General features: G+C 64.4%; 22 protein-coding genes. 10 read left to right on the top strand and 12 right to left on the bottom strand.

Going from position 1 to position 23,764, the window contains the following annotated elements; translation table 11 throughout:
• Positions 1-56: 56 nt before the first annotated feature.
• From ACFZAI_RS06080 to ACFZAI_RS06065, 4 genes are all read right to left on the bottom strand, one after another.
• On the bottom strand, positions 57-524 hold the full coding sequence (locus ACFZAI_RS06080) for a barstar family protein (RefSeq protein ID WP_391566053.1): 468 nt from the start codon (positions 522-524) through the stop codon (positions 57-59).
• The gene (locus tag ACFZAI_RS06075) at positions 521-1,750 is read right to left on the bottom strand and encodes a patatin-like phospholipase family protein (RefSeq protein WP_391566052.1); all 1,230 of its coding nucleotides are present in this window, start codon (positions 1,748-1,750) and stop codon (positions 521-523) included. Before ACFZAI_RS06075 ends, ACFZAI_RS06080 begins: the two co-directional genes overlap by 4 nt.
• Entirely contained in the window at positions 1,731-4,019 is a 2,289-nt protein-coding gene (locus ACFZAI_RS06070; RefSeq protein ID WP_391566051.1) for an NADP-dependent malic enzyme, read from the bottom strand. Before ACFZAI_RS06070 ends, ACFZAI_RS06075 begins: the two co-directional genes overlap by 20 nt.
• 136 nt (positions 4,020-4,155) lie before the next feature.
• The gene (locus ACFZAI_RS06065; protein ID WP_391566050.1) at positions 4,156-5,046 is read right to left on the bottom strand and encodes an FAD-binding protein; all 891 of its coding nucleotides are present in this window, start codon (positions 5,044-5,046) and stop codon (positions 4,156-4,158) included.
• Between the two features lie 43 nt (positions 5,047-5,089).
• Between ACFZAI_RS06065 and ACFZAI_RS06060 the strand changes: the two genes are divergently transcribed.
• Entirely contained in the window at positions 5,090-6,250 is a 1,161-nt protein-coding gene (locus tag ACFZAI_RS06060) for a pyridoxal phosphate-dependent aminotransferase (RefSeq protein WP_391566049.1), read from the top strand.
• A gap of 179 nt (positions 6,251-6,429) precedes the next feature.
• Here ACFZAI_RS06060 and ACFZAI_RS06055 read toward each other — a convergent pair whose 3' ends face one another.
• Entirely contained in the window at positions 6,430-7,248 is an 819-nt protein-coding gene (locus ACFZAI_RS06055) for a transglycosylase SLT domain-containing protein (protein ID WP_391566048.1), read from the bottom strand.
• Positions 7,249-7,330: 82 nt separating this feature from the next.
• Here ACFZAI_RS06055 and ACFZAI_RS06050 point away from each other — a divergent pair, with 82 nt between their 5' ends.
• Positions 7,331-8,875, top strand: a complete 1,545-nt coding sequence (locus tag ACFZAI_RS06050) for a UbiD family decarboxylase (RefSeq protein WP_391566047.1) — start codon at positions 7,331-7,333, stop codon at positions 8,873-8,875.
• Positions 8,876-8,971: 96 nt separating this feature from the next.
• Here ACFZAI_RS06050 and ACFZAI_RS06045 read toward each other — a convergent pair whose 3' ends face one another.
• The 4 genes from ACFZAI_RS06045 to ACFZAI_RS06030 form a co-directional block, all read right to left on the bottom strand.
• A complete protein-coding gene (locus ACFZAI_RS06045) occupies positions 8,972-9,322 on the bottom strand; it encodes a hypothetical protein (RefSeq protein ID WP_391566046.1) in 351 nt (116 codons plus the stop codon).
• A 3-nt stretch (positions 9,323-9,325) separates the two neighbouring features.
• Entirely contained in the window at positions 9,326-9,742 is a 417-nt protein-coding gene (locus tag ACFZAI_RS06040; RefSeq protein ID WP_391566045.1) for a phage holin family protein, read from the bottom strand.
• Between the two features lie 69 nt (positions 9,743-9,811).
• The gene (locus ACFZAI_RS06035; protein WP_006222726.1) at positions 9,812-10,129 is read right to left on the bottom strand and encodes a YqjD family protein; all 318 of its coding nucleotides are present in this window, start codon (positions 10,127-10,129) and stop codon (positions 9,812-9,814) included.
• 83 nt (positions 10,130-10,212) lie between these two features.
• Positions 10,213-10,938 (bottom strand): hypothetical protein, encoded by a 726-nt coding sequence (locus tag ACFZAI_RS06030; RefSeq protein ID WP_391566285.1) that lies wholly within the window; start codon positions 10,936-10,938, stop codon positions 10,213-10,215.
• Between the two features lie 239 nt (positions 10,939-11,177).
• Here ACFZAI_RS06030 and cysG point away from each other — a divergent pair, with 239 nt between their 5' ends.
• A complete protein-coding gene (gene cysG / locus ACFZAI_RS06025) occupies positions 11,178-12,575 on the top strand; it encodes a siroheme synthase CysG (RefSeq protein WP_391566044.1) in 1,398 nt (465 codons plus the stop codon).
• A gap of 49 nt (positions 12,576-12,624) precedes the next feature.
• On the opposite strand, the gene upp is transcribed toward cysG, so the two are convergent.
• The 3 genes from upp to ACFZAI_RS06010 form a co-directional block, all read right to left on the bottom strand.
• A complete protein-coding gene (gene upp, locus ACFZAI_RS06020; RefSeq protein ID WP_391566043.1) occupies positions 12,625-13,263 on the bottom strand; it encodes a uracil phosphoribosyltransferase in 639 nt (212 codons plus the stop codon).
• A gap of 129 nt (positions 13,264-13,392) precedes the next feature.
• Complete coding sequence (dacB, locus tag ACFZAI_RS06015) at positions 13,393-14,841, bottom strand: D-alanyl-D-alanine carboxypeptidase/D-alanyl-D-alanine-endopeptidase (protein WP_391566042.1); 1,449 nt, start codon at positions 14,839-14,841, stop codon at positions 13,393-13,395.
• 111 nt (positions 14,842-14,952) lie between these two features.
• Positions 14,953-16,107 carry an ABC transporter substrate-binding protein gene (locus ACFZAI_RS06010; protein ID WP_391566041.1) on the bottom strand — a complete coding sequence of 385 codons (1,155 nt, stop codon included), beginning with the start codon at positions 16,105-16,107 and terminating at the stop codon, positions 14,953-14,955.
• 227 nt (positions 16,108-16,334) lie between these two features.
• Between ACFZAI_RS06010 and queA the strand changes: the two genes are divergently transcribed.
• The 7 genes from queA (at position 16,335) to ACFZAI_RS05975 (ending at position 23,764) form a co-directional block, all read left to right on the top strand.
• Entirely contained in the window at positions 16,335-17,393 is a 1,059-nt protein-coding gene (queA, locus tag ACFZAI_RS06005) for a tRNA preQ1(34) S-adenosylmethionine ribosyltransferase-isomerase QueA (protein WP_391566040.1), read from the top strand.
• Positions 17,390-18,526 (top strand): tRNA guanosine(34) transglycosylase Tgt, encoded by a 1,137-nt coding sequence (tgt, locus tag ACFZAI_RS06000; protein ID WP_054422560.1) that lies wholly within the window; start codon positions 17,390-17,392, stop codon positions 18,524-18,526. The genes queA and tgt overlap by 4 nt, the downstream gene beginning before the upstream one ends.
• A gap of 250 nt (positions 18,527-18,776) precedes the next feature.
• A complete protein-coding gene (gene yajC / locus ACFZAI_RS05995; protein ID WP_006221220.1) occupies positions 18,777-19,121 on the top strand; it encodes a preprotein translocase subunit YajC in 345 nt (114 codons plus the stop codon).
• A gap of 113 nt (positions 19,122-19,234) precedes the next feature.
• The gene (gene secD / locus ACFZAI_RS05990) at positions 19,235-21,115 is read left to right on the top strand and encodes a protein translocase subunit SecD (RefSeq protein ID WP_391566039.1); all 1,881 of its coding nucleotides are present in this window, start codon (positions 19,235-19,237) and stop codon (positions 21,113-21,115) included.
• A 54-nt stretch (positions 21,116-21,169) separates the two neighbouring features.
• Positions 21,170-22,105 (top strand): protein translocase subunit SecF, encoded by a 936-nt coding sequence (gene secF, locus ACFZAI_RS05985; protein ID WP_391566038.1) that lies wholly within the window; start codon positions 21,170-21,172, stop codon positions 22,103-22,105.
• 223 nt (positions 22,106-22,328) lie between these two features.
• On the top strand, positions 22,329-23,006 hold the full coding sequence (locus ACFZAI_RS05980) for a VOC family protein (protein ID WP_391566037.1): 678 nt from the start codon (positions 22,329-22,331) through the stop codon (positions 23,004-23,006).
• 38 nt (positions 23,007-23,044) lie between these two features.
• Positions 23,045-23,764: an alanyl-tRNA editing protein gene (locus ACFZAI_RS05975; protein ID WP_391566036.1), complete on the top strand. Its 720-nt coding sequence runs from the start codon at positions 23,045-23,047 to the stop codon at positions 23,762-23,764.

The following is a 23,764-nucleotide window of genomic DNA, read 5'->3' as shown; positions in this document are numbered from 1 at the left end:
ACGAGTAGCCGTTGGGCTGGTAGCGCTTGGGCTAGCAGCCGTTGGGCTGGTAGCGGTCAGTCGTTTTCGCCGTAAGGCGCGGCCGCAATGCCGGGCTCCGGGTCAGGATGCTTGCCTGCGTGTTCAATGACAAACGCAAAGATGCGCCCATTCTCGCGAGCGAAATCCGCTGCGTCCGAACACACCGTCTCAATGCGGGCGGCGTCTTCTTCCAAGATCGGGTCGCCGGAATGCAGCCGGTACAGCCACAGCACGACGCCAATCTTGTGATCCAGCACGGTGTCGCACAGGCAGTCATAGAGCGCATCGAGATTGCCGCCGAAGTATTCGGGGAAGTCCACCGCCTTGACGATGGCGCGCAGCACCGCAGAACGGCTTCTGGCCGGATCGCAATTGGCAACGAACAAGGACAGGCCCAGTTCGTGGGAGGCATCGACCACGGCCTTCTTGTCCAGCCCTTCATGAGGAAGCGCTCCGCCGCGCAGAAGCTGCTTCTGCAACGTAGATTGGCCATTGCGCGTCATGCCTGAGCCTCCTTGAAAAAGGCGATCACTTCGTCGTTACGCTGCATCGTATCGGCATAACCCAGATCGATCAATCGCTTGGTGTAGCTGGATTCGAACAAGAGATAGGACATCAAGGCCCCGCCTCCTGGACGGCGTGGATCGGACGATACACCGAGTACGCGAAAAAGAGCACGGGCTTGTGCAGGCATGTCGTGCAAGTGTTCCAGCGCCATCGTGTCCAGCGACCGGCTGGGGGTGATTGTCAGCACCTGGATGCGCCGCACGTTCACGGTCGCGCCATCCGGCGCGGCGTGGTCCATCAGGTAATTGATGCGCTCCAGGCGCTCAACGTCTACCGACAAGCCATCCAGGAAAATGCTGGACAGCGCATGCCCGCCCACTTGGGCCAAAGAGGGATACGGCGGGGAGTCCGCCCGGTGTTCAGGATGGGTGTCGTCACGGAAACCGGTGCCAATCACCATTACCCGATGCGCCCCCAGGTGGATGGCCGGGCTGATCGGGGCCAGCTGGCGCATGGACCCATCACCGCACCACTCGCCCTTGCCATGCACCTGCACCTGACGGGCGGGAAACACGAAGGGAATCGACGACGACGCCATCAGGTGATCAATGCTGATCGGCGTGGGAATGGCCAGCCGCAGATAACGGTGCCACGGTTCGATGGGCGTGTGCGCCTGGTAGAACGTCAGATGCTCGCCGCTGGTGTAGCCCGACGCGGTAATCGCCAGCGCCGACAGCGAACCGCGTTCAAGATTGGACCGCAAGTTGCCAAAGTCCAGCACCCGCCCCAGCAGGGCTTCCATGGGGCTGTTGTCCAGCAGCGATTGCGGGCGCTTGCGCGTCAGCCCCGAATACATCCACCCCAGCGCCAGCAGGCCCAGCCAGCGCACGCCGGTGCGGATCAGGCCGGGCGCGTCGGCGCGGTAAATCATGTCGGTGTTCAGCGACGACCATAGCCGGCGGATGCGGCGCACGCCCAGGTGCGGGCGGTCGGCGCGGCATGCCAGCGCGGCGGCGTTGATTGCGCCGGCGGAGGTGCCGCAAATGATGTCGAAGGGATTCTGGAATCGGGAATGCCAGTCGGGGTCCAGCAGCTCCATGATGGCGCTGAGCACGCCGACCTGATAGGCGGCTCGCGCGCCGCCGCCCGTCAGGACCAGACCGGTCGGCGTGCGTGGGCACGCCGGGCCGGCGGGACTGACTTCAACGTGGCGTGTTGACATCGACCACAGTCATCGCGGTCATGTTGACGATGCGGCGCACGGTCGAGCTGGAGGTCAGGATGTGCACCGGCGCATTGCAGCCCAGCAGGAACGGGCCCACCGCCACGTTGCCGCCCGCTGCCGTCTTGAGCAGGTTGTAGGCGATGTTGCCGGAGTCCACGTTCGGGCACACCAGCAGATTCGCTTCGCCCTTCAACGTGGACGACGGCAGGATGCGCATGCGCAGCGCTTCGTCCAGCGCGCAGTCGCCGTGCATTTCGCCATCGATTTCAAGTTCGGGCGCTTTTTCACGCACGATTTCCAGCGCGCGGCGCATCTTGGCGCCAGAGGCCGAGCTGCCCGAACCGAAGTTCGACCGCGACAGCAACGCCACCTTGGGCGCCAGGTACATGCGGCGCATTTCGTTGGCGGCCGCGATCGTGAATTCGGCGATCTGCTCGGCCGACGGTTCATCATTCACGTGCGTGTCCACCAGCACCACCGTGCGCTCGTTGAGCAGCAGGATGTTCATCGCGGCGTACACGTTGTGGCCGGGGCGGCGGCCGATCACTTCGTCCACAAAACGCAGGTGGTCGTGATACGCGCCCACTGACCCGCAGACCATGCCATCGGCATCGCCCAGGTGCACCATCATCGCGCCAATCAAGGTCATGCGGCGGCGCATTTCCACGCGCGCCATTTCCTTGGTGATGCCGCGGCGGCACATGCGTTCCCAGTACGTCGTCCAGTATTGATGGAAGCGTTCGTCGTATTCCGGGTTGGTCACTTCAACGTCTTCACCCAGGCGCAGACGCAAGCCCAGCTTTTCGATGCGGGTCAGCAGCACCGACGGGCGGCCCACCAGGATGGGGCGCGCCAGGCCTTCGTCCACCACCACCTGCACGGCGCGCAGCACGCGTTCGTCTTCACCTTCCGCGAACACGATGCGGGCCGGGCCACCCTCGCGCACGATGCGCTTGGCGGCTGAGAACAACGGCTTCATGAACGCGCCCGAGTGGTACACGAACTGCTGCAACTGTTCTTCGTAGGCCTCCAGGTCCGCCAGCGGGCGCGTGGCCACGCCACCGTCCATCGCGGCCTTGGCCACGGCAGGGGCGATACGCACGATCAGGCGCGGGTCGAACGGTTTGGGGATCAGGTATTCGGGGCCGAACGAAATATCGAACGTGCCGTAGGCCGCGGCGACGACTTCGTTCTGCTCTTCCTGCGCGAGCTGGGCAATGGCGTACACCGCCGCCTTTTCCATTTCACGCGTGATAGTGGTGGCGCCCACATCCAGCGCGCCACGGAAGATGTACGGGAAGCACAGCACGTTATTGACCTGGTTCGGGTAGTCCGAACGGCCCGTGGCCATGACTACATCGTCACGTACCGAGTGCGCCAGCTCCGGCAGGATTTCCGGCGTCGGGTTGGCCAGCGCCAGGATCAGCGGGCGCGTGCCCATCGCGGCAACCATCTCGGGTTTCAGCACGCCGCCTGCCGACAGGCCCAGGAACACGTCGGCGTCCTGGATCACTTCGGCCAGCTTGCGGGCATCCGTCTTTTGCGCAAAGCGCGCTTTGTCCGGGTCCATCAGCACGGTGCGGCCTTCATAGACCACGCCTTCGATGTCCGTCACCCAGATGTTTTCCAGCGGCAGGCCCAAGTCCACCATCAGGTCCAGGCAAGCCAAGGCGGCAGCGCCCGCGCCGGACGTCACCACCTTGACCTTCTTGATGTCTTTACCCACGACCTTCAGGCCGTTGATGAAGGCCGCCGACACACAGATCGCGGTGCCATGCTGGTCGTCGTGGAAAACCGGGATCTTCATGCGTTCACGAAGCTTGCGCTCAACGGTGAAGCATTCCGGGGCCTTGATGTCTTCCAGGTTGATGCCGCCGAAGGTGGCTTCCAGGCCGGCGATGATCTCGACCAGCTTGTCCGGGTCGGTTTCGTTGATTTCGATGTCAAAAACATCCAGGCCGGCGAACTTCTTGAACAGCACCGCCTTGCCTTCCATCACCGGCTTGGACGCCAGCGCGCCGATATTGCCCAGGCCCAGCACGGCCGTGCCATTGGTGATCACGCCCACCAGGTTGCCGCGCGCCGTGTAGCGGAACACGTTGGCCGGATCGGCCACGATTTCCTCACAGGCCGCCGCCACGCCGGGCGAATACGCCAACGCCAGATCGCGCTGGTTCGTCAGTTGCTTGGTCGGCGTGACCGAGATTTTGCCGGGGCGCCCATGCTCGTGATATTCAAGGGCGGCTTTGCGAAGGTTGGCATCCATAGGGGCGGCTACTAGCTAATAAGTGAGACACGGAGAGGGAGGAATTCTATTCCCATGACGGCCGGCGCGATACGTCCGCGGCGAACTGCCCTCTTAATTGGGGACGAGCGGCGAAATCTTACAGCAAGCTGAATTTCTATTCGGTTTCACGAGGCAGGAATAAGGGAAAACGACCATCGGGGTCGAACAGCGCCTTCACCCGCCCATCCAGCCGCACGGTCGCCAACCCCGGGGTTTCGGGCGCGGGGCCAGTCTCGTTCCAGGCCGGCGCATCCGTCAATGTCACGCTTTGCACCCACGCCAGCGTGCCGCCATGCCCCAGCAACAGGTGCGCCAGGTTGACGGTGGCCGGGGCCAGGGGTTTCAGGGCATCCAGGCGGTAGCGGCCCAGCCAGTGATAGCCATCGTGCGTGGCGAAGGCGTCGCCGCCCGAGGCCAGCTGGAACAGCGCGGGCACCAGACTTTGCACGGTGGCCGAGCGCAGCGGCTGCACATCGGCCTCGCCAAAGGGGCCAAGCGTTTCTTCAATGCCATCCGCGAACATCACATCCACCGCCAGCACGCCCGAGGCCGCGCAGCGCCCGGCAGGCCAAGGCGCGGGCGCCGCCAGCCATTCGGCCAGCGTCATGGCGCCTGGGAAATCCGCGAATTGCCGCAGCCCGGCCTGGGCCAATGCGGCCAGCGGCACGCCGGGTTGGGCGCGCCAGCGCGGCGGCTCACCCGCCAAGCGGGCCAGCCCTGTCAATGCGGAAGGGTCGATGCGCAGCCGCGGGCGGGACGATGATGCGTAAGGCCCCGTCGCCCCCTCCAGCGTCATCACAATGCGGTACTCGGCGCACAGGGCGCGCGCGTGCGCGACATCGGCGTCGCGCGTCGGCGTCAAAATGGCTTGCGCCCCGCCGGGGCCGTTTTCGCCCAGGTCTTGAACCTGCCCGTGGCAAAGCAGCTTCAGACGCTGCATGAAGGCTGCCCACGGAGTCTGGGCAGGCCGCCGGCCTAGCAGGAAGGCGCGCCGGGATGGCTGCATGACTACAATTCCTTTTTCGCTACAAGACGCTTTCGAGAATCCAATGCCCCGCTTAGCTACTCGCACTCATGATTTTCTGACCTTTCACGCGGTCGAACTCTTCAAGCAGGCGCAAGCGCTGCAAGCGGCGGGCAAGGACATTATCAGCCTGGGCATTGGCGAACCGGACTTTACCGCGCCCCCTCAAGTGGTGGAAGCGCTGGAGCGCGCGGCGCGTGCCGGGCTTAGCGGCTACAGCCCGCCCGCGGGTCTTACGGCGCTGCGCGAAGCCATTGCGCAGTTCTACCACGACCAGTTCGGCGCCAAGATCAATCCGGCCCGCGTCATCGTCACCGCCGGCGCATCGGGCGCGCTGACGCTGGCCTGCGCGGCGCTGGTCAATAGCGGCGGCGAAGTCCTGATGCCGGACCCGGCCTACCCTGCCAACAGCAACTTCGTGCTGGCCGCAGGCGGCGCGCCGCGCCTGATTCCAAGTTCGGCCGAGAAGCGCTTCCAGCTGTCGGCCCAGGACGTGGCCCAGCACTGGACGCCTGCCACGCAAGGCGTGATGGTGGCCTCGCCCAGCAACCCCACTGGCACCAGCATCGCCCACGACGAGTTGGCCGAGCTGTTGGCGCACGTGCGCGCCCGCGACGGCTTCGCCATCGTCGACGAAATTTATCTGGGCCTGTCTTATGACGGCCAACCGCGCTCGGCGCTGACGCTGGACGATGACATCATCGTCATCAACAGCTTTTCGAAGTACTTCCATATGACGGGCTGGCGCCTGGGCTGGATGATCGTGCCTGAAGACATGGTGGCGCCGGTAGAAAAGATTGCCGCCAGCCTGGCCATCTGCGCGCCCACGCTGGCGCAGCACGCCGCGCTGGCGTGCTTTACCGAACAGGCCATGAAAACGTTTGAGCACCGCCGCGAAGCCTTCAAGCAGCGCCGCGATTACCTGCTGCCCGAATTCGAGCGCCTGGGCATCCAGGTGCCGGTCAAGCCCGACGGCGCGTTCTATATCTACGCCGACATCAGCAACCAGGGCATGGACAGCAACACGTTCTCGCAGCGCCTGCTGCTGGAAGCGGGCGTGGCGGCCGTGCCGGGCGTGGACTTCGGCCCCGCCCACGGCGCGCACACCATGCGCTTTTCGTACGCCACCGGGCTGGACCGGTTGGAAGAGGCGGTGGCGCGAATCGGGAAATTCCTGGCGCGTTGATGCCCTATGACGCGTTATTGCCCTATGACGCGTTAATGCCCTATGACGCGTTAATGCCCTAAAAAACAAGGCGCGCTCCACGGAGCGCGCCTTGAGGCGTTGCGGCATGCGGCCTAGCCACATGTGATCTTGCAGCAGCAGGGTTGACGCGTGACGGGGCCATGCGCCGGGATCGAGACTTAATCCCTGGCCAGCGCTATCCCGGATGCCAGCGCCAGGCGCCGGCGTTCAGCCTGCACCTTCGCGCCGTAGCCGTTGTCGTCCGGCCCGGTGGAACCCACGTAGCAGGCCAGGCCGCCATCGACAGACCCGCGCCGGCTGATGCAGTCGCGCAAGATCGTGGCTCCGACACCAATATTGGCGACCGGGTCCAGCGCAGTCTTGCCGACCGCGTCGAATTTCTCTTGGTGCACGCTGGTCATGACTTGCATGAGACCCTGCGCACCCACGTGGCTTTCAGCCAGCGGGTTGTAGCGGGACTCGATGGCGATCACGGCCAGCACCAGCAAGGGGTCCAGCTGCTTTTCGCGGCTGACCTTGTACACGGTGTTCAAGAGCGGACCGGTGGCGTCATAGGCCACCTTGTACTTGCGCGAGATATAGTTGCGCAATGCTTCGGCTTGCGGACCGGTGGCCACCAATGCGGGCTTCTTCGGTACGGGCGGCGCGACGCGAGCCGGCCCCAGCATGCCGGTGGCATTGCTGGCGGGAGCGGTTGGAACGGCCATGGCAATCGCCGACGCAGTGTCGGAACCCAACTCGGAGCCGACATCGGATTCGGTGCCGGATTGCATGGATGAAGGCGCTAGGGCGGTCAACAAGGCTTTGTGCACTTGCAATGCCTGATCGCGCAAACCAGGCAGGGCAAATCCCATGCTTACCGTCACAATCACCGCGATGCCCAGATAGACTGAGCAGATACGCAAGGACTCGGCAAGATATTCGTGCACTCCTTGGGCCATATTCCTGAACAGGTTGGCCACTGACGCATCGGGCATAAAAACCTCCTGCGTGAAAAAGAGGGAGTCAATGTTAACCTCTCTTTCTCCGCAAAATGTAACCAAATCGCTGGGATCTGTAGTGAAATACCGCGACCTTAGAGACTTCCTCGCCCAACTTGAACGCATGGGCGACCTCAAACGCATCGGCGCGCCGGTGTCCACCCGGCTGGAAATGACGGAAATTTCCGACCGTGTGCTGCGCGCCGAAGGCCCCGCCCTGCTGTTTGAAAAAGCCCAGCACGACGGCAAGCCCGCCGAGATGCCGGTGCTTACGAATCTGTTCGGCACGCCGTCGCGCGTGGCCCGCGGCATGGGCGCCGACAACGTCAGCGCGCTGCGCGACATCGGCGAGCTGCTGGCGTCGCTGCGTGAACCCGAAGCGCCCAAAGGCCTGCGCGATGCGCTGGCCAAGGTGTCGATGCTGAAGGCCGCGTTGTGGGACATGAGCCCCAAGAACGTGAAAAGCCCGGCCTGCCAGGAAGTGGTCTGGGAAGGCAAGGACGTGGACCTGACCCGCCTGCCGATTCAAACCTGCTGGCCCGGCGACGTGGCGCCGCTTCTGACCTGGGGCCTGGTGATCACGCGCGGCCCCAACGCCAAGCGCCAAAACCTGGGCATCTACCGCCAGCAATTGCTGGGGCCGAACAAGTTGATCATGCGCTGGCTGTCGCACCGCGGCGGCGCGCTGGACTTCCGTGACCACGCCCTGGCCAACCCCGGCACGCCGTTTCCCATCGCCGTGGCGCTGGGCGCCGACCCGGCCACTACCCTGGGCGCCGTCACCCCGGTGCCTGACAGCCTGTCCGAATATCAATTCGCCGGCCTGCTGCGCGGTTCGCGCACAGAAGTGGCGCAGGCGCTGGGCAGCAATCTGTCGGTGCCGGCCTGGGCCGAAATCGTGCTGGAAGGCCATCTGCTGCCGTCTTCCGACCCGCGCGCCATCAAGCCCGTGGTGCCGGATGGCGTAAACCCGCCGCCCAACAGCGACTACGAAATGGCGCTGGAAGGCCCCTACGGCGATCACACCGGCTACTACAACGAGCAGGATTGGTTTCCGGTCTTCACGGTCGAGCGGATCACGATGCGGCGCAACCCCATCTATCACTCCACCTACACCGGCAAACCGCCCGATGAACCCGCCGTGCTGGGCGTAGCGCTGAACGAAGTGTTCGTGCCGCTGCTGCGCCGCCAGTTGCCGGAAATCGTGGACTTCTACCTGCCGCCCGAAGGGTGCAGCTACCGCCTGGCGGTGGTGTCGATCCGCAAGCAGTACGCGGGGCACGCCAAGCGCGTCATGTTCGGCCTGTGGAGCATCCTGCGCCAGTTCATGTACACCAAGTTCATCGTGGTGGTGGACGAAGACATCAACCCGCGCGACTGGAAGGAAGTGGTGTGGGCGATGACCACCCGCATGGACCCGGTGCGCGACACGCTGCTGGTGGAAAACACGCCGATCGACTACCTGGACTTTGCATCCCCGGTCTCCGGCCTGGGCGGCAAGATGGGCCTGGACGCCACGAACAAATGGCCGGGTGAAACGAACCGGGAATGGGGTACCCCCATCACGATGGACGCCGACGTCAAAAAGCGCGTGGACGACATCTGGGGGCAGTTGGGTCTGTAATCAATATTGGCCAATATAGGCCCGCACCAGGAAAAACCCCGCCAGTCAGTTGAAGGGCGGGGTTTTTTATTGGCAGCGCTTGCGGCAAGACACGCGTTATTGCGTGTCGTCCCGCGAGCTTTGCCAGAGCTTGTACAACTGCCAGCCGACCAATGCGCCCCCGGCAATCTTGAGCACCTTGGACCGGTTGCCGCCACGCATGAACAACGTGGACAACGACGAGCTCACCAGCGGGTAACGGCGCGCCATCGTGATGGCCTGCAAGGCCCAGCGTGAAGCCCCACCCGAAGCCAGCCGAGGCAGCAAGCCCCGGATGATGGATGCGGGTTCCAGCTTGTGCCCCGTCATCACAATGTTCTGCGCCAGCGATTCGCGCTCGATGGCGGCGCGCGCGCGCAGCAATTCGATGCGCACGGCGCGATCAACGATAGGAGACCTTTTCGACATGGTTCAGTCCTCCTCGCGTCGGCGCGTGGGCGGGGGATCGTCGTCCTGGGCATCGCGGATGCGTTCCAGCAATTCGGCATCCCGGCCCAGCTCTTCCAGCGTGGCCGCAAAAGGCGGCGCGCCGTAGACCAGGCCTTGCCGCACCGCCACCAGCAAGCCCACGCCGACAATGCCGTAGAAGCCAGCCAACAGGCCCAGGGCCAGATAGCGGTCTTCGGTGGGCCAGAACAATACGGCGACGGTCACCGTGAACACCAGCACCGCCAACGTCAAGAACAGCAACGCCGCAAATGCCATGCCCAGCAGTTTAAGCAAGCGCGACTTTTCGTCGGCGGCTTCCAGCGCCAGCAACTCGAGGCGCGTGCGCACCAACCCGACCAGGCTGGACGCAACGCCGAAAACAGATTTTCGTAGACCCATGGCATGAAGGACACCGGGCGGGCAGCGCGGCAAGATGCCGGCGCGGCCCGCCCGGACGTCCAAGCCTTATCAGCGGCGGCTGATCAGCAAGCCGAGCAGCAGGCCGGTCACGCCTGCGATACCGATGGCTTGCCAGGGATTGTCGTGCACGTAGTCGTCGGTGGCGCGAGCGGCTTTGCGGCCACGCTCCAGCACGGCGTCTTGGGCTTCGTAGAGGGCTTCGCGCGTGCGCTTGAGCGAGGTCATGGCGCGGTCACGCAGTTCGTTTGCTTTGTCGCCGGTGGTGCCGGCCGCTTCGCGCAGCAGGTTTTCGGCGTCATTCAAACTGGTCTTGACACTGTCGATGAGTTTTTCTTTTGCGACTTCTTCGGATTTTCTCGTGGCCATTTTTTGAGCTCCTGTTGTGTGTCTATGACGAAATCATCATACCAGCCGCCATGCCCGCAGCATGGCGCGCTTGCTACTGTGTGCTACTTGATCTGCGTAATTTCAACGGCTGACTTTACACCGCCTTGATCTATGTCTTGCTTCATCACCAGATTTACCGCGGGGCAATACCAATCGGTGACGGTCGTGTTCATGCCGGGGATCGGAATGGTCAGACCTTGGAAGGTCGCCATGGTGGGGTCCGAGTTGCGCGTGTACGTGATGGGGTGGCACGACTGGTTGCCCAGCGCCGTATTCACCGCCTTCTTCTGGCCCACGGATTTTTCGCCGATGCGCACGGTGGTGCTGGGCTGCCCGCCCACGGGCGCTTCCTTGCCAATCTTCAAACGGAACGACGAGCCGGGCAGCTTTTGACCCGCGTTGAGTTTGCCGTCGTAGGCGAACAAACCCAGCATGCGCAAATCAAACTGGCCTTCGGAAGGTTGCGGCGCTTCGCCCGCATTCGCGTAGCGCAAAAAGGTGGCTTGGCCGCCCTTTACCGTCATCAAATAATCCAGCTTGGACTTGCCCGGCGGCAGGCCTGCATAGCTGAACGTGGCAACGCCTTGCACCCGTGCGCGGCAGTTGTCGCCATTGCTTTTTGTAACCTCGGCGAAGGTCAAGTCAGCGCCCAAGGACAGGTTGCCCGAGCCGGTCAGTTGCACCGCACCGCCGTCATGCATGAACTGCGCGTCGCAAACACCGGCCTGCGCCGACGCGGCCGCGCCCAACGCGCCCGCCGCCAAAATCAGGGATGCCATTTTTCGCATCGTCACAAGCCACTCCATATATCCGGAAAGCGCCGCCCGCCCGAGCGAACGGCGGTTTGATACTACACCGGTTAAACCGGGCGGCGTATGTCGGAACGTGTCCGAAACGCGCGTTCGCCGAGCCCCGCCGTCAAATAAGTTCTGGAAATATGGATTCGTGAAATCAAAAGTTGTGGGGATGTAAACCCGTCCCTATCATCGGGTGATATTTTGCCGGGGACACCCGAGGCGGCGATGAGATGAAGCTTTTCCCGATTTTTGCCGATCTGAAAAATCGGCAGGTGCTGGTCGTGGGCGGCGGCGCGGTGGCTGAGCGCAAGACGCTCGCCCTGCTGGAAGCCGCCGCAGAGGTCGCCGTAGGCGCGCCGGAACTTACGCCCGCCCTGACGGCGCTTGCCGCGGACGGACGTATCCGCCACTTGCCCGGCCGTTTCGACCCGGCCTGGCTGGACGACGTCTGGCTGGTGGTGGCGGCAACGGACGACCGCAGCGTCAACGCCACCGTGTCGGACGCGGCCAGCGCGCGCCGCATCTTCGCCAATGTGGTGGACGACCCGGAACTGTCGTCCTTTCAGGTGCCGTCCATTGTTGACCGCTCGCCCGTCATCGTGGCCATTTCGTCCTCGGGCGTGGCCCCTGTGCTGGCGCGCCGCGTCCGCGAACGCATCGAATCGCTGTTCGACCACACGCTGGGCCAATTGGCCGCGCTGGCCGCCACCTACCGCAAGCGCATTCGCGCAAGCCACCCGGATCTGGGCGCGCGCCGCCGCTTCTACGACTGGCTGCTGGACGGCCCCGTCGCCGGCTTTCTTCGCCAGCAGCAACCCGCACAGGCCGAAGCCGCATTGTCTGACGCGCTGGACACGCCCATCGCGCCTACCGACGGCAGCGTTGTGCTGGTCGGCGCCGGCCCGGGCGACCCCGGCCTGCTGACCCTGAAGGCATTGCGCGCGCTGAACGAAGCCGACGTCATTCTGTATGACCGCCTGGTCAGCGACGACATCATGTCGCTGGCGCGCCGCGATGCCGACCGCGTGCCGGTGGGCAAGCTGCCCGGAGAAAACCACCACGCCACGCAGGCCCGCATCCACGCGCTGCTGGTGGAACATGCGCAAGCCGGCCGACGCGTGGTGCGGCTGAAAGGCGGCGACGCGTTTATTTTTGGCCGGGGCGGCGAAGAACTGGAATATCTGCGCGCGCATGGCGTGCGTTATGAAGTGGTGCCGGGCATTACCGCCGCACTGGCCTGTGCGGCCTATGCGGGCATTCCGCTCACGCATCGCGAACACGCGCAATCGGTGCGCCTGATCACGGCGCATTGCCGGGAAGATGAAGACAATCTGGATTGGCCCGCGCTGGCGCGAGAAAAGCAGACGCTGGCGTTCTATATGGGTGTGGGCCAGTTGGACCTGCTGACGCGCAGGCTGCTGAGCCACGGCCGCGCCGCGCAGACGCCGTTCGCGTTGATCGAAAACGGCAGCCGGCCGGAACAGCGGGTGCTGTCCGGCACGCTCGAGGCGTTACCCCGGTTGGCGGCGGAACATGGGATTCATTCGCCCGCACTGCTGATCGTGGGCGAGGTTGCCGGTCTGGCGCCGAAACTCCAATGGTTTGGGCAGCATGTAGAAGGGCGTTGACCGGCTGATGAAAAGGCCGGGGAACGTAACGTCACCCCGGCCATGCCTTTCAATCCGTCTTTTGCGTGGTTCCGAAAATGCGGTCGCCCGCATCGCCCAGGCCGGGCATGATGTAGCCGTTTTCGTTCAAGCCGTCATCGATGGACGCCGTATAAATATGCACGTCCGGGTGCTTGGCCAGCACGGTGTCGATACCGACCGGCGCCGCCACCAGCACCAGCGCGCGGATTTCCTTGCAGCCGGCGCGCTTGAGCAAATCGATAGCGGCCACCATGGAGCCGCCGGTGGCCAGCATCGGGTCGACGATCAGCGCCAGGCGCTGGTCCAGTTCGCCCACCAGGCGTTCCAGGTACGTGTGCGCTTCCAGCGTTTCTTCATTGCGGGCCACGCCCACCACGCTGACCTTGGCGCCCGGAATCAGGCTGAGCACGCCGTCCAGCATGCCAATGCCCGCGCGCAAAATCGGCACGACCGTGACCTTTTTGCCCGCAATTTTCTCGACTTGAACCTGGCCGCACCAGCCTTCCACGGTGGTCGGCGCCAGCGGCAGATCCTTTGACGCCTCGTAAGTAAGCAGCGCGCCCACTTCCTGCGACAACTCACGGAAGCTCTTCGTGCTGAGGTCTGCACGACGCATGATCCCGAGCTTATGGCGGATCAGCGGGTGGCGGATTTCGTGCACAGGCATGTGCGTAACTCTCCAGAATATTGAAATACAGGGGTTATCGCCTCGGGGAACCGGACCGGTGCAACGCATTTGCGTCGCCCGTTTTCGAGCCACACCCGAGGATCGTAATCGGTTTAAGAAAGTTGTGGTCTATTGATCGGCAAGCCAGGCGATGAGCGCGTCATCGAACGCGCGGACGGCGCCCGCCTGCTCATGGTTGACGATGCTGACCACCACATAGCGCTTGCCACTGGCGCCCAGCACATACCCGGCGATCGAGCGCACGTCGCGCAGCGACCCAGTCTTCAGGTGGGCCATGCCCAGCGTGCCATCACCTTTCAGCCGGCGGCGCACCGTGCCGTCCACCCCGGCAATGGCGAAGGACGAAATGTACTCCGGCATGACCGGCGAATTCCAGGCCACCGTCAACATCGAGGCCAGACTGTCAGCCGACACGCGCGCGTCACGCGACAGACCCGCGCCGTTGTCGATGACGAGTTCCGGCATGTCCAGACCCTGCTTGACCAGCAACCCCTTGGCCACCGCCTCGCTGCTGCCCACGGTAGCGGGCCGGCGGCCGCGTTCGGCGCCCAGGGTCAGCAGCAGCGTGCGCGCCATGACGTTGTTGCTGCGCTTGTTGATCTGGCGGATCACCTCGGCCAGCGTCGGTGATTCATGCGAGGCCAGCACCACGGCGTCGGCCGGCACCATGCCCGCCCGGACCTGCCCCTTGAACGTGCCGCCCAGCTCTTTCCAGAGCATGCGGAAGATTTCGGTGGCGTAGTCGGGTTGCGACAACGCCAGCCGGTACAAACTGAATTCGCCGCAAGAGCCGGCCACTTTTCCGCCTACGCGGATCGTCACGCCTTGTTGGGTGATGAGCGGCTCGGTGGTGACTACCGGGGGGCCGGGGCAGCGGATGTCGCTCCATTCCACGCTGCCTTCGATCTTCAGTCCGGGTAGCGGCGGATCGATCAGCGGCACCCATTTATGAGCGGCGGCGTCTGGCGTGAACAGCAGGCGCAGCGCGCCAAAACCCACCATCAAGGCGTCAGGGCTGGCGTTGTAGGCTCGGTCCGGCGCGCCGTCGAAGGCACCGGGGTCGGTGGCGACCTGGCCGAAGATGCTGCGGTCGATCACCAGATCGTTGATCTGCTTGACCCCGCGCAGGCGCAGTTCGCGCAGCAGCGCCCACAGGTCCTGCATCAGAAATTGGGGGTCGCCGCCCGCCCGCAGATACAAGGGGCCCGCCAGCACGCCCTTGGCGTCGGGGCGCGCGCCCGGCGCCGTCATGAATTCCGTGCGCCAGACATAGTTGGGGCCAAGCTCGGACAGCGCAGCCCACGTCGTGACCAGTTTCATCACCGAGGCCGGGTTGCGCGCTTCCTTCGCGTTCAGCGCCACCAGACGCTGCCCGCCCAGCTCTTGCACAACAAGCGACAGCGCACTGTCGGGCAGCTTGGTGGCCTTCCAGGCGTTGACGACGTTGGGCGGCAAGCCCTGGACCTGCGCGCAGGCGGCCCCCGCGGACAGGGCCAGCAGCCCGCCGGCCAGCCACTGCTTCAGCCCGCCCACCCGCTTATTCGCTTGTCCCGTCATGCCTTGTCCACCCGGTTGCTAGTCCTGCAAACCCGAGAGCATACAAAACCTGAGACGGTTACGGGCGGCCAGGCCTGCTGGAAACCGCCCGCTTGTCCCGTTCCTGGCGGTTTACTGCAAGCGCCACTTGCCGGACGCCACGGTCGCCATGACCAGCGCCCGTTCGTCCAGCCCGTTGTGATCCGTGGGGCTCATGCTGACCACGCCCGTCGCCGTCGGCAGGTTCTTGACGTTTTCCAGGGCGTCGCGCAGCGCGGCACGGAACTCCGGCGTGCCGGGCTTGGCGGTTTTGAGCGCCACGGGAATCGCCTGTTGCAGCAGCAGGCCCACGTCCCAGGTGTAGGCGGCAAACAGCGACACGCTGCCTGCCCCGTTGGCGGCCTCGTACTTTTTCGCGAACGCCTGCGCCGTGGCCTTGACCGGGTTGTCGGCGGGCAGCAGGTCAGCCACCATCACCGGCCCCACCGGCACCCAGGCGCCCTCGCAGGCCGTGCCGCACACGCGCAGAAAATCGTTGTTGGCCACGCCATGGTTGAAGTAGATCTTGCCCTTGAAGCCGCGTTCGCGCAGCGCCCGGGCAGGCATGGCGGCTGGCGTGCCAGAGGCGCCCACCACCACGGCGTCGGGCGCCGCGCCGATCAGTTTCAAGGTCTGAGCCACGGCCGACGTGTCGGCCGGTGCGAAGCTTTCTCTGCCCACCACCTCGATCCCGTGCTTCTTGGCCGCCTTCTCGACTTCCACCCAGAAGGTCTCGCCCAGGGCGTTGTTGAATCCGATGAAGCCCAGCTTCTTCACCCCATTGGCGGCGGCGTGGCGGGCGATGCCTTCGGCCATCAGCGAATCCGAGTGTGGCGTTTTGAACACCCAGCGCCGCTTGTCGTCCACCGGGTCAATCAGCCGGGCCGACGAGGCCAGCGTGATCACCGGCGTGGCCCCGGTCGCCACCGTGTCCAGCATGGCCATCGTGTTGGGCGTGGTGGTGGAACCGATGATCAGGTCGACGTTGTTTTCGGAAATCAGCTTGTGGGAATTGCTGACGGCCCGGGTGGTGTCGGAAGCGTCATCCAGGACGACGTATTCAACCTTCATGCCCCCGATTTCCGTGGGCAGCAGGCTGATGGTGTTGCGTTCGGGAATGCCCAGCGACGCCTGCGGGCCGGTCGTGGACAGGGTGGCGCCGATCTTCACTTGCGCCAGCGCGGGCGAGCCGCCCGCCATCATCAAGGCCGCCAGGGCGGCGGCCATCAAGGTGCTACGAGGGGTCATGCGCGGTCTCCTTGGGTGCGCGGATGTCGTTGTAGGGACGGCGCCGATCCGCTACGGCGGTGAACGCAGTTATACGGCGGGAATGGCGCGGCGCACCCCCCTCGGAATCCCCTCTGTTCCGCCCCTATTAACCGTCCCCTTTACAATAGCCGGTTGCCCCGAGCTCGCCCGGCCGTTACCGCCTGCATTTTTGCGCCGCCGGCCCTTACTGACAGACAGATACCCGCGTGACCCAGTCCCTGACCGTTTCCGATTTCAATTACGAGCTGCCGCCCGAGCTGATCGCGCAGACGCCCGCCGCCGAACGCACGGGCAGCCGGCTGCTGCATCTGGACGCCGCAAGCCAGCTGCACGACCGCCAATTCGCCGACCTTGCCGGCCTGCTGCGCCCGGACGACCTGCTGGTTTTCAACGACACGCGCGTCATCAAGGCGCGCCTGGCCGGGCACAAGATCACCGGCGGCAAGATCGAAGTTCTGGTCGAACGCATCACCGAACCCGACCGTGTGCTGGCCCATGTGCGCGCCAGCAAGTCGCCCGGCCCCGGCATGGTGCTGCGGCTGGCCGACGCGTTTGACGCCACGGTGCTGGGCCGCGAAGGTGAGCTTTTCGACATCCGCTTCCCAGGCCCCGTGCTGGACTTGCTGGACGCCCATGGCGCGACGCCCCTGCCGCCCTACATCACGCACGCGGCCGACGCCGGCGACGATGACCGTTATCAGACGGTCTACGCCCGCGAGCCCGGCGCGGTGGCCGCGCCCACGGCCGGCCTGCACTTTGACCAGCCCACGCTCGACCGCCTGGCCAGCCTGGGCGTGGCGCGCGCCTTTGTCACGCTGCACGTGGGCGCCGGCACGTTCCAGCCGGTGCGGGTGGACAATCTGGCCGACCACATCATGCACGCCGAATGGTTCACGGTGCCGCAGGCTACCGTGGACGCCATCGCCGCCACCCGCGCCAAGGGCGGCCGCGTCATCGCCGTTGGCACGACCAGCGTGCGCGCCCTGGAATCCGCCGCCGCCCAGACCGAAGGCCGCACGGCCCCCGGCCTGCCGCTGGCAGCCGCCCAAGGCGACACCCGCTTGTTCATCACCCCCGGCTACACGTACCGGGTGGTGGACGCGCTGGTCACCAACTTCCACTTACCCCAGTCGACCTTGCTGATGCTGGTGTCGGCGCTGGCCGGCGTCGAGCCGATCCGCCGCGCCTACGCCCATGCCGTGGCCCAGCGCTACCGCTTCTTCAGCTATGGCGACGCCATGTTTATCGAGTCCCCCGCCCCATGACCGGTCTGAATTTCGAACTGCTCGCCACTGACGGCGGCGCCCGCCGCGGCCGCATCACGCTGAATCACGGCGTGGTCGAGACGCCCATCTTCATGCCGGTGGGCACCTATGGCAGCGTGAAGGCCATGATGCCGCACGAGCTGAAAGAGATCGGCTCGCAGATCGTGCTGGGCAACACGTTCCACCTGTGGCTGCGCCCTGGCACGGAAATCATGGAGAAGCACGGCGGCCTGCACGGCTTCATGCAATGGGACAAACCCATCCTGACCGACTCGGGCGGCTTCCAGGTGTTCAGCCTGCAAGGCATGCGCAAGATCACCGAGGAAGGCGTGAAGTTCGCCTCTCCGATCGACGGCGCGCGCCTGTTCCTGACGCCCGAAGAATCCATGCGCATCCAGCGTTCGCTGAATTCCGACATCGTCATGGTGTTCGACGAATGCACGCCGTACGAAATCGACGGCCGCCCGGCCACGGTGGAAGAAGCCGCGCGCTCGATGCGCATGTCCTTGCGCTGGGCGCGCCGCTCGCGCGACGAATTCGACCGCCTGGGCAACCCGAACGCGCTGTTTGGCATCGTCCAGGGCGGCATGTATGAATCGCTGCGCGATGAGTCGCTGGCCGGCCTGCAAGACATCGGTTTTCACGGGTACGCCATCGGCGGCCTGTCGGTGGGGGAACCCAAAGAAGACATGATGCGCATCCTGGCGCACGTGACGCCCAAGCTGCCGGAGCAAGCCCCGCGCTACCTGATGGGTGTGGGCACGCCGGAAGACCTGGTCGAAGGCGTGAGCCGCGGCGTGGACATGTTCGACTGCGTCATGCCCACCCGCAACGCGCGCAACGGCTGGCTGTTCACCCGCTTTGGCGACGTCAAGATCCGCAACGCCAAGTACCGCGACGACACCCGCCCGCTGGACCCCAGCTGCTCGTGCCACACCTGCGGGAATTTCTCGCGCGCGTATCTGCACCATTTGCAGCGGGCCAACGAGATCACCGGCGCGCGCCTGAACACGCTGCACAATCTGCATTTCTATCTGACTATCATGAAGGAAATGCGCGAAGCGATCGCCGCCGGTCGTTTCGACGCGTGGCGCGCGCAGTTCGCCGCCGACCGGGCGCGCGGCATCGAATAAACCGGCCTTTTTCCAGCGAGGGCCTTTTCTATCGGGATTTCGCCCCCATAGATTCGGTTCCCTCCCTAGTGAAAGGCCGGCAATAACATAGATACAATAGTCGGCTTGCCCTATCCATGGCTCGCGCGGGGATGGGCGCATAACAACACAGCTAAGAGGTTTGACGCTGACCCACGGTTACACAGAGAACCCGGGCATCGCCAGCCGTAGCAACAAACAACCCAAACAGACTTAAACGCAGGAGAAATCAATGTCCGTTATCGATACCGCAAGCCTCGTCGTGGCTCAAGCCGCCGCCCCTGAAGGTAATGCGTTGATGGGCATGTTGCCCATCGTCCTGATGTTCGTGATCCTCTATTTCCTGATGATCCGTCCCCAGATGAAGCGTCAGAAAGAGCACCGTAACCTGATCGCCGCCCTGGCCAAGGGTGACGAAGTGGTCACCGCCGGCGGCATGCTGGGCAAGGTCACCAAGGTCAACGACAGCTACGTGACCGTTGAAGTCTCCGAGCTGGCCGACAAGCCCGTCGAAGTGATCATGCAGAAGTCGTCGGTTTCGACCGTGCTTCCTAAAGGAACCATCAAGGCCCTTTAAGCGTCTAATGGAGCCCCATCGGGCTCTTAATTACGTTTGATGGGACCCACCGCCGCCCGCCGCGTTTACCGCCCGGGCGGCCCTTTTATCACCCTGACATGAAGTAGCCGGCAATGAACCGCTATCCCCTCTGGAAGTACATTACGGTCCTGATCGCGGTCATCATTGGCCTGCTGTACACGCTTCCGAATTTCTACGGCGAATCCCCTGCCGTCCAGGTGTCCAGCGCCAAAGCCACCATCAAGGTCGACGCGGCCATGCTGAGCCGGGTGGACCAGATCCTGACGGACGCCAAAATCCCCAACGAAGGGGTGTTCTACGAACAGAACGGCACGCTCGGCACCGTGCGCGCCCGCTTCACCTCGACCGACCTGCAATTGCAGGCGCGCGACCTCATCGACAAATCCCTGAATACCGTCGCAGGCGACCCGCATTACACCGTGGCGCTGAACCTGTTGCCCGCCTCGCCCGCCTGGATGCGCGCGATGGGCTGGTTCGCTCCCAAGCCCATGTATCTGGGCCTGGACTTGCGCGGTGGCGTGCACTTCCTGCTGCAAGTCGACATGCAGGGCGCGCTGACCGCCCGCTACGACTCGCTGTCGGCCGACGTGCGCTCGGTGCTGCGTGACCAGAAGGTCAACGTCGCCAGCGTCGAACGCTCGGGCATGGGTGTGGCCGCCACGTTCGCCAACAACGACGACCGCGACCGCGCCATCTCGACCCTGCGCACCCGCCTGCCTGACCTGGAATTCACCGAGCGCGAAGAAGGCGGCAAGCCGCTGCTGATGGGCGCCCTGAACCCGGCCGCCGTCCAGCGCGTGCAAGACTCGGCGCTGAAGCAGAACATCAACACCCTGCATAACCGAATCAACGAACTGGGCGTGGCCGAACCGGTCATCCAGCAACAAGGTTCGGACCGCATCGTGGTGCAACTGCCCGGCGTGCAAGACGTGGCCAAGGCCAAGGAATTGCTGGGCCGCACCGCCACGCTGGAAATCCGCATGGTTGACGACACCCCCGCCGCGCAAGCCGCGCTGATGGGCGGCACCGTGCCGTTCGGCCTGGAACGCTACAACGACCGCGACGGCCGCCCGATCCTGGTTCGCCGCCAGGTCGTGCTGACGGGTGAAAACCTGCAAGACGCCCAGCCCGGCCGCGATTCCCAAACTCAGCAAGCCGCCGTCCACCTGACGCTGGACTCCAAGGGCGCGCGCATCTTCCGCGACGTCACCCGCGACAACATCGGCAAGCGCATGGCCATCCTGCTGTTTGAAAACGGCAAGGGCGAAGTGGTCACGGCGCCGGTCATCCGCAGCGAAATCGCGGGCGGCCAAGTGCAGATCTCGGGCAGCATGAGCTCCGAAGAAGCCGCCGACACCGCGCTGCTGCTGCGCGCCGGCGCGCTGGCTGCGCCGATGTCCATCATCGAAGAACGCACCATCGGCCCGAGCCTGGGCGCCGACAACATCTCGAAGGGCTTCCATTCGACGCTGTACGGTTTCCTGGCCATCGCCGCCTTCATCATCCTGTACTACCACTTGTTCGGCGTGTTCTCCACCGTCGGCCTGACGCTGAACGTGCTGCTGCTGCTGGCGCTGTTGTCCATGCTGCAAGCCACGCTCACGCTGCCAGGCATCGCCGCTATCGCGCTGACGCTTGGTATGGCCATTGACTCGAACGTGCTGATCAACGAGCGGATACGGGAAGAATTGCGCGCGGGGGCCTCTCCGCAGCAGGCCATTCACCAAGGTTTCGAACGCGCCTGGGGCACCATTCTTGACTCCAACCTCACGACGCTCATTGTGGGTCTGGCGCTGTTGGCCTTCGGTTCAGGTCCGATCCGCGGCTTCGCGGTGGTGCACTGCCTGGGCATCCTGACCTCGATGTTCTCGTCGGTGGTGGGTGTGCGCGCGCTGGCCAATCTGTACTACGGCCGCAAGAAGAAGCTCACCACGATTTCCATCGGCGAAGTCTGGAAACCGAAGGCTAACTGACAATAAGGCGGGCGGCGCAAGCCGCCCTCCGCAGAAAAGAACCGAAGGCGAAAAATGGAATTTTTCCGTATTCACCGCACCATCCCGTTCATGCGCCACGCGTTGGTGCTGAACATCATCAGTCTCGTCACGTTCGTCCTGGCGGTCTTCTTCATCATCACGCGCGGCTTCCACCTGTCGATCGAATTCACCGGCGGCACGGTCATGGAAGTCAACTACGCCCAGACGGCGCAGTTGGAAAACGTGCGGGGCGTGGTGTCCAAGCTGGGCTACACCGACTTCCAGGTGCAGAACTTCGGCACCTCGCACGACGTCATGATCCGCCTGCCGCTGCAGGAAGGCCAAACGTCGGCGACCCAAAGCGAAACCGTCATGGCCGCATTGAAGACGGCCGACTCCGGCGTCGAACTGCGCCGCGTGGAATTCGTGGGCCCGCAAGTCGGCCAGGAGCTGCTGCACAACGGCTTGATGGCGCTGCTGGTCGTCGTCATCGGCATCATGGTGTACCTGGGCTTCCGCTTCGAATGGAAGTTCGCCGTCGCCGGCGTGATCGCCAACCTGCACGACGTGGTGATCATCCTGGGCTTCTTCGCCTTCTTCCAGTGGGAATTCTCGCTGTCGGTGCTGGCGGGCGTGCTGGCGGTGCTGGGTTACTCGGTGAACGAATCCGTGGTCATCATGGATCGTATCCGCGAGAACTTCCGCAAGTACCGCAAGGCGGACGTGCAAGAAGTCATCAACAGCGCCATCACGCAAACCATCTCGCGGACGATCATCACCCACGGTTCGACGCAGATGATGGTGCTGGCCATGCTGTTCTTCGGCGGCCCCACCCTGCACTACTTCGCCATGGCGCTTACCATCGGCATCTGGTTCGGTATCTATTCGTCGGTGTTCGTCGCCGCCGCGCTGGCCATGTGGATGGGCGTCAAGCGCGAAGACCTGATCAAGCCGGTCAAGAAGGAAGGCGAGGAAGGCGAAGTCGCCTGATCCTCCAGCCAACCTGGGCTTCAAAAAAAAACCCGTCGCTTGTGCGACGGGTTTTTTGTTTTCTGCTTCCTTTGATTCCATACCGCGCCCCGCGGTGGCTACGAACCGTGCCGGCTATTTGGCTCGGCGGCCATCACCGTCACGGCCTGATTTGTACTGTACCGACGGCTTCGCCGCAGGTGTACGGGTACGAACCCGCCAGCATTCGCTACCATAGACCACCATGAAACTCACCATTGATCATCTCGTCATCGCCGCGGCGGATCTTGCCAGCGGTACGGAATATGTCGCTGACCTGTTGGGGTTTGCGCCCCAAGGCGGTGGCGCGCACCCGCGCATGGGGACCCACAACCGCGTGCTGGGGATGGCGGACGGCGTGTATCTTGAGGTCATCGCCATTGATCCCGATGCGCCCGCCCCCGATCGGCCACGCTGGTTCGGGCTGGATCAGGGCGCCATGCGCGCGCGGCTGGAACAGGGGCCTTTCCTGGCGCATTGGGCCGCGCGGGTCGAAGCGCCACTGGATCTGACCCACATGCAGGCCGAGCACCCGGAGCGCATCGCGCCCGTCATTCCCATGACGCGCGGCGACCTGCGCTGGCGCTTGACGGTGCCAGAGGACGGCAGCCTGCCCGTCTGGCGCGAAGCGGGCCACACGGCCGGCGATGGCCTGCTGCCCACGCTGATTCAATGGGATGTGGACGCTTACCCCGGCGTCAGCTTGCCCCGCCAGCCCTTGAAACTGCTGCGGCTGACGGGTCACCACCCGCAGGCGGGCTTGCTGCGCCAAGGGCTGACCTGGATGGGCGCCGATACCCTGATCGACCTGGAACAAACTGACGGCCCGCCGCGCCTGACCGCGCTGATCGACACGCCACAAGGGCCAAAGACCCTGGCGTAAATCGTGGCCTCTCAAAAACAACCAACCGGAGACTCTGCATGACCGCCACCCGCAAACGCTTTGACGACGAGCCCTATCTGGACCAGTGCCAAGCCACCGTCATCGCCGTCAACCCCGAAGGCGTTGAGCTGGACGAGACCATCTGCTACGCCCGCAGCGGCGGCCAGGCTGGCGACAGCGGCACGCTGACCCTGGCCGACGGGCGCGTTCTGACGCTGGCAGATACCGTCTACGCCGACGACCGCCAGCGCATCCTGCATGTGCTGACGCTGGCGGACGGCGACACGCCTCCGCAGGTGGGCGACCGCGTCACCGTCGCCATTGACTGGGCACGCCGCCATCGTCTGATGCGCCTGCACACCTGTCTGCACTTGCTGGGGTCGCTGGTGCCCGCACCCGTGACGGGATGCAGCATTTCAGCCGACTCCGCCCGCATCGATTTCGACCTGCCCGAATCCACGCTGGAAAAGGGTGAACTGACCGAACGCCTGAATGCGCTGATCAGCCGTGACATCGACGTCACTGTCAATGGCATCACCCCAGAGGAACTGGCCGCGCAGCCCGACCTGGTGCGCACCGTGGGCGCGGCCCCGCCGGCAGGCACGGCCAAGATCCGCATCATTGAAATCCCGGGCGTAGACCGCCAGCCCTGTGGCGGCACGCATGTGCGCAATACCCGCGAAATTGGCCCGGTGGCGATTGCCAAGATCGAAAAGAAAAGCCGCACGAACCGCCGCGTGGTGGTTAATTTCGCCTGA

The sequence above is a fragment of the Achromobacter sp. NPDC008082 genome, assembly GCF_042957345.1.
In the GTDB taxonomy this organism is placed as follows: Bacteria; Pseudomonadota; Gammaproteobacteria; order Burkholderiales; family Burkholderiaceae_B; genus Achromobacter; species Achromobacter kerstersii_A.
This window is presented reverse-complemented; position numbering and strand designations above follow the sequence as displayed.

What these genes read in the sequence shown, in the direction of transcription:
- ACFZAI_RS06010 (WP_391566041.1), bottom strand. Translation starts at nt 16,107, where the DNA reads ATGACCCCTCGTAGCACCTTGATGGCCGCCGCCCTGGCGGCCTTGATG.
- ACFZAI_RS06045 (WP_391566046.1), bottom strand. Translation starts at nt 9,322, where the DNA reads ATGTCGAAAAGGTCTCCTATCGTTGATCGCGCCGTGCGCATCGAATTG.
- ACFZAI_RS06030 (WP_391566285.1), bottom strand. Translation starts at nt 10,938, where the DNA reads ATGCGAAAAATGGCATCCCTGATTTTGGCGGCGGGCGCGTTGGGCGCG.
- ACFZAI_RS06055 (WP_391566048.1), bottom strand. Translation starts at nt 7,248, where the DNA reads ATGCCCGATGCGTCAGTGGCCAACCTGTTCAGGAATATGGCCCAAGGA.
- ACFZAI_RS06080 (WP_391566053.1), bottom strand. Translation starts at nt 524, where the DNA reads ATGACGCGCAATGGCCAATCTACGTTGCAGAAGCAGCTTCTGCGCGGC.
- secD (WP_391566039.1), top strand. Translation starts at nt 19,235, where the DNA reads ATGAACCGCTATCCCCTCTGGAAGTACATTACGGTCCTGATCGCGGTC.
- secF (WP_391566038.1), top strand. Translation starts at nt 21,170, where the DNA reads ATGGAATTTTTCCGTATTCACCGCACCATCCCGTTCATGCGCCACGCG.
- ACFZAI_RS06070 (WP_391566051.1), bottom strand. Translation starts at nt 4,019, where the DNA reads ATGGATGCCAACCTTCGCAAAGCCGCCCTTGAATATCACGAGCATGGG.
- cysG (WP_391566044.1), top strand. Translation starts at nt 11,178, where the DNA reads ATGAAGCTTTTCCCGATTTTTGCCGATCTGAAAAATCGGCAGGTGCTG.
- ACFZAI_RS06065 (WP_391566050.1), bottom strand. Translation starts at nt 5,046, where the DNA reads ATGCAGCCATCCCGGCGCGCCTTCCTGCTAGGCCGGCGGCCTGCCCAG.
- ACFZAI_RS06075 (WP_391566052.1), bottom strand. Translation starts at nt 1,750, where the DNA reads ATGTCAACACGCCACGTTGAAGTCAGTCCCGCCGGCCCGGCGTGCCCA.
- tgt (WP_054422560.1), top strand. Translation starts at nt 17,390, where the DNA reads ATGACCGGTCTGAATTTCGAACTGCTCGCCACTGACGGCGGCGCCCGC.
- dacB (WP_391566042.1), bottom strand. Translation starts at nt 14,841, where the DNA reads ATGACGGGACAAGCGAATAAGCGGGTGGGCGGGCTGAAGCAGTGGCTG.
- ACFZAI_RS05980 (WP_391566037.1), top strand. Translation starts at nt 22,329, where the DNA reads ATGAAACTCACCATTGATCATCTCGTCATCGCCGCGGCGGATCTTGCC.
- ACFZAI_RS06035 (WP_006222726.1), bottom strand. Translation starts at nt 10,129, where the DNA reads ATGGCCACGAGAAAATCCGAAGAAGTCGCAAAAGAAAAACTCATCGAC.
- yajC (WP_006221220.1), top strand. Translation starts at nt 18,777, where the DNA reads ATGTCCGTTATCGATACCGCAAGCCTCGTCGTGGCTCAAGCCGCCGCC.
- ACFZAI_RS05975 (WP_391566036.1), top strand. Translation starts at nt 23,045, where the DNA reads ATGACCGCCACCCGCAAACGCTTTGACGACGAGCCCTATCTGGACCAG.
- upp (WP_391566043.1), bottom strand. Translation starts at nt 13,263, where the DNA reads ATGCCTGTGCACGAAATCCGCCACCCGCTGATCCGCCATAAGCTCGGG.
- ACFZAI_RS06040 (WP_391566045.1), bottom strand. Translation starts at nt 9,742, where the DNA reads ATGGGTCTACGAAAATCTGTTTTCGGCGTTGCGTCCAGCCTGGTCGGG.
- ACFZAI_RS06060 (WP_391566049.1), top strand. Translation starts at nt 5,090, where the DNA reads ATGCCCCGCTTAGCTACTCGCACTCATGATTTTCTGACCTTTCACGCG.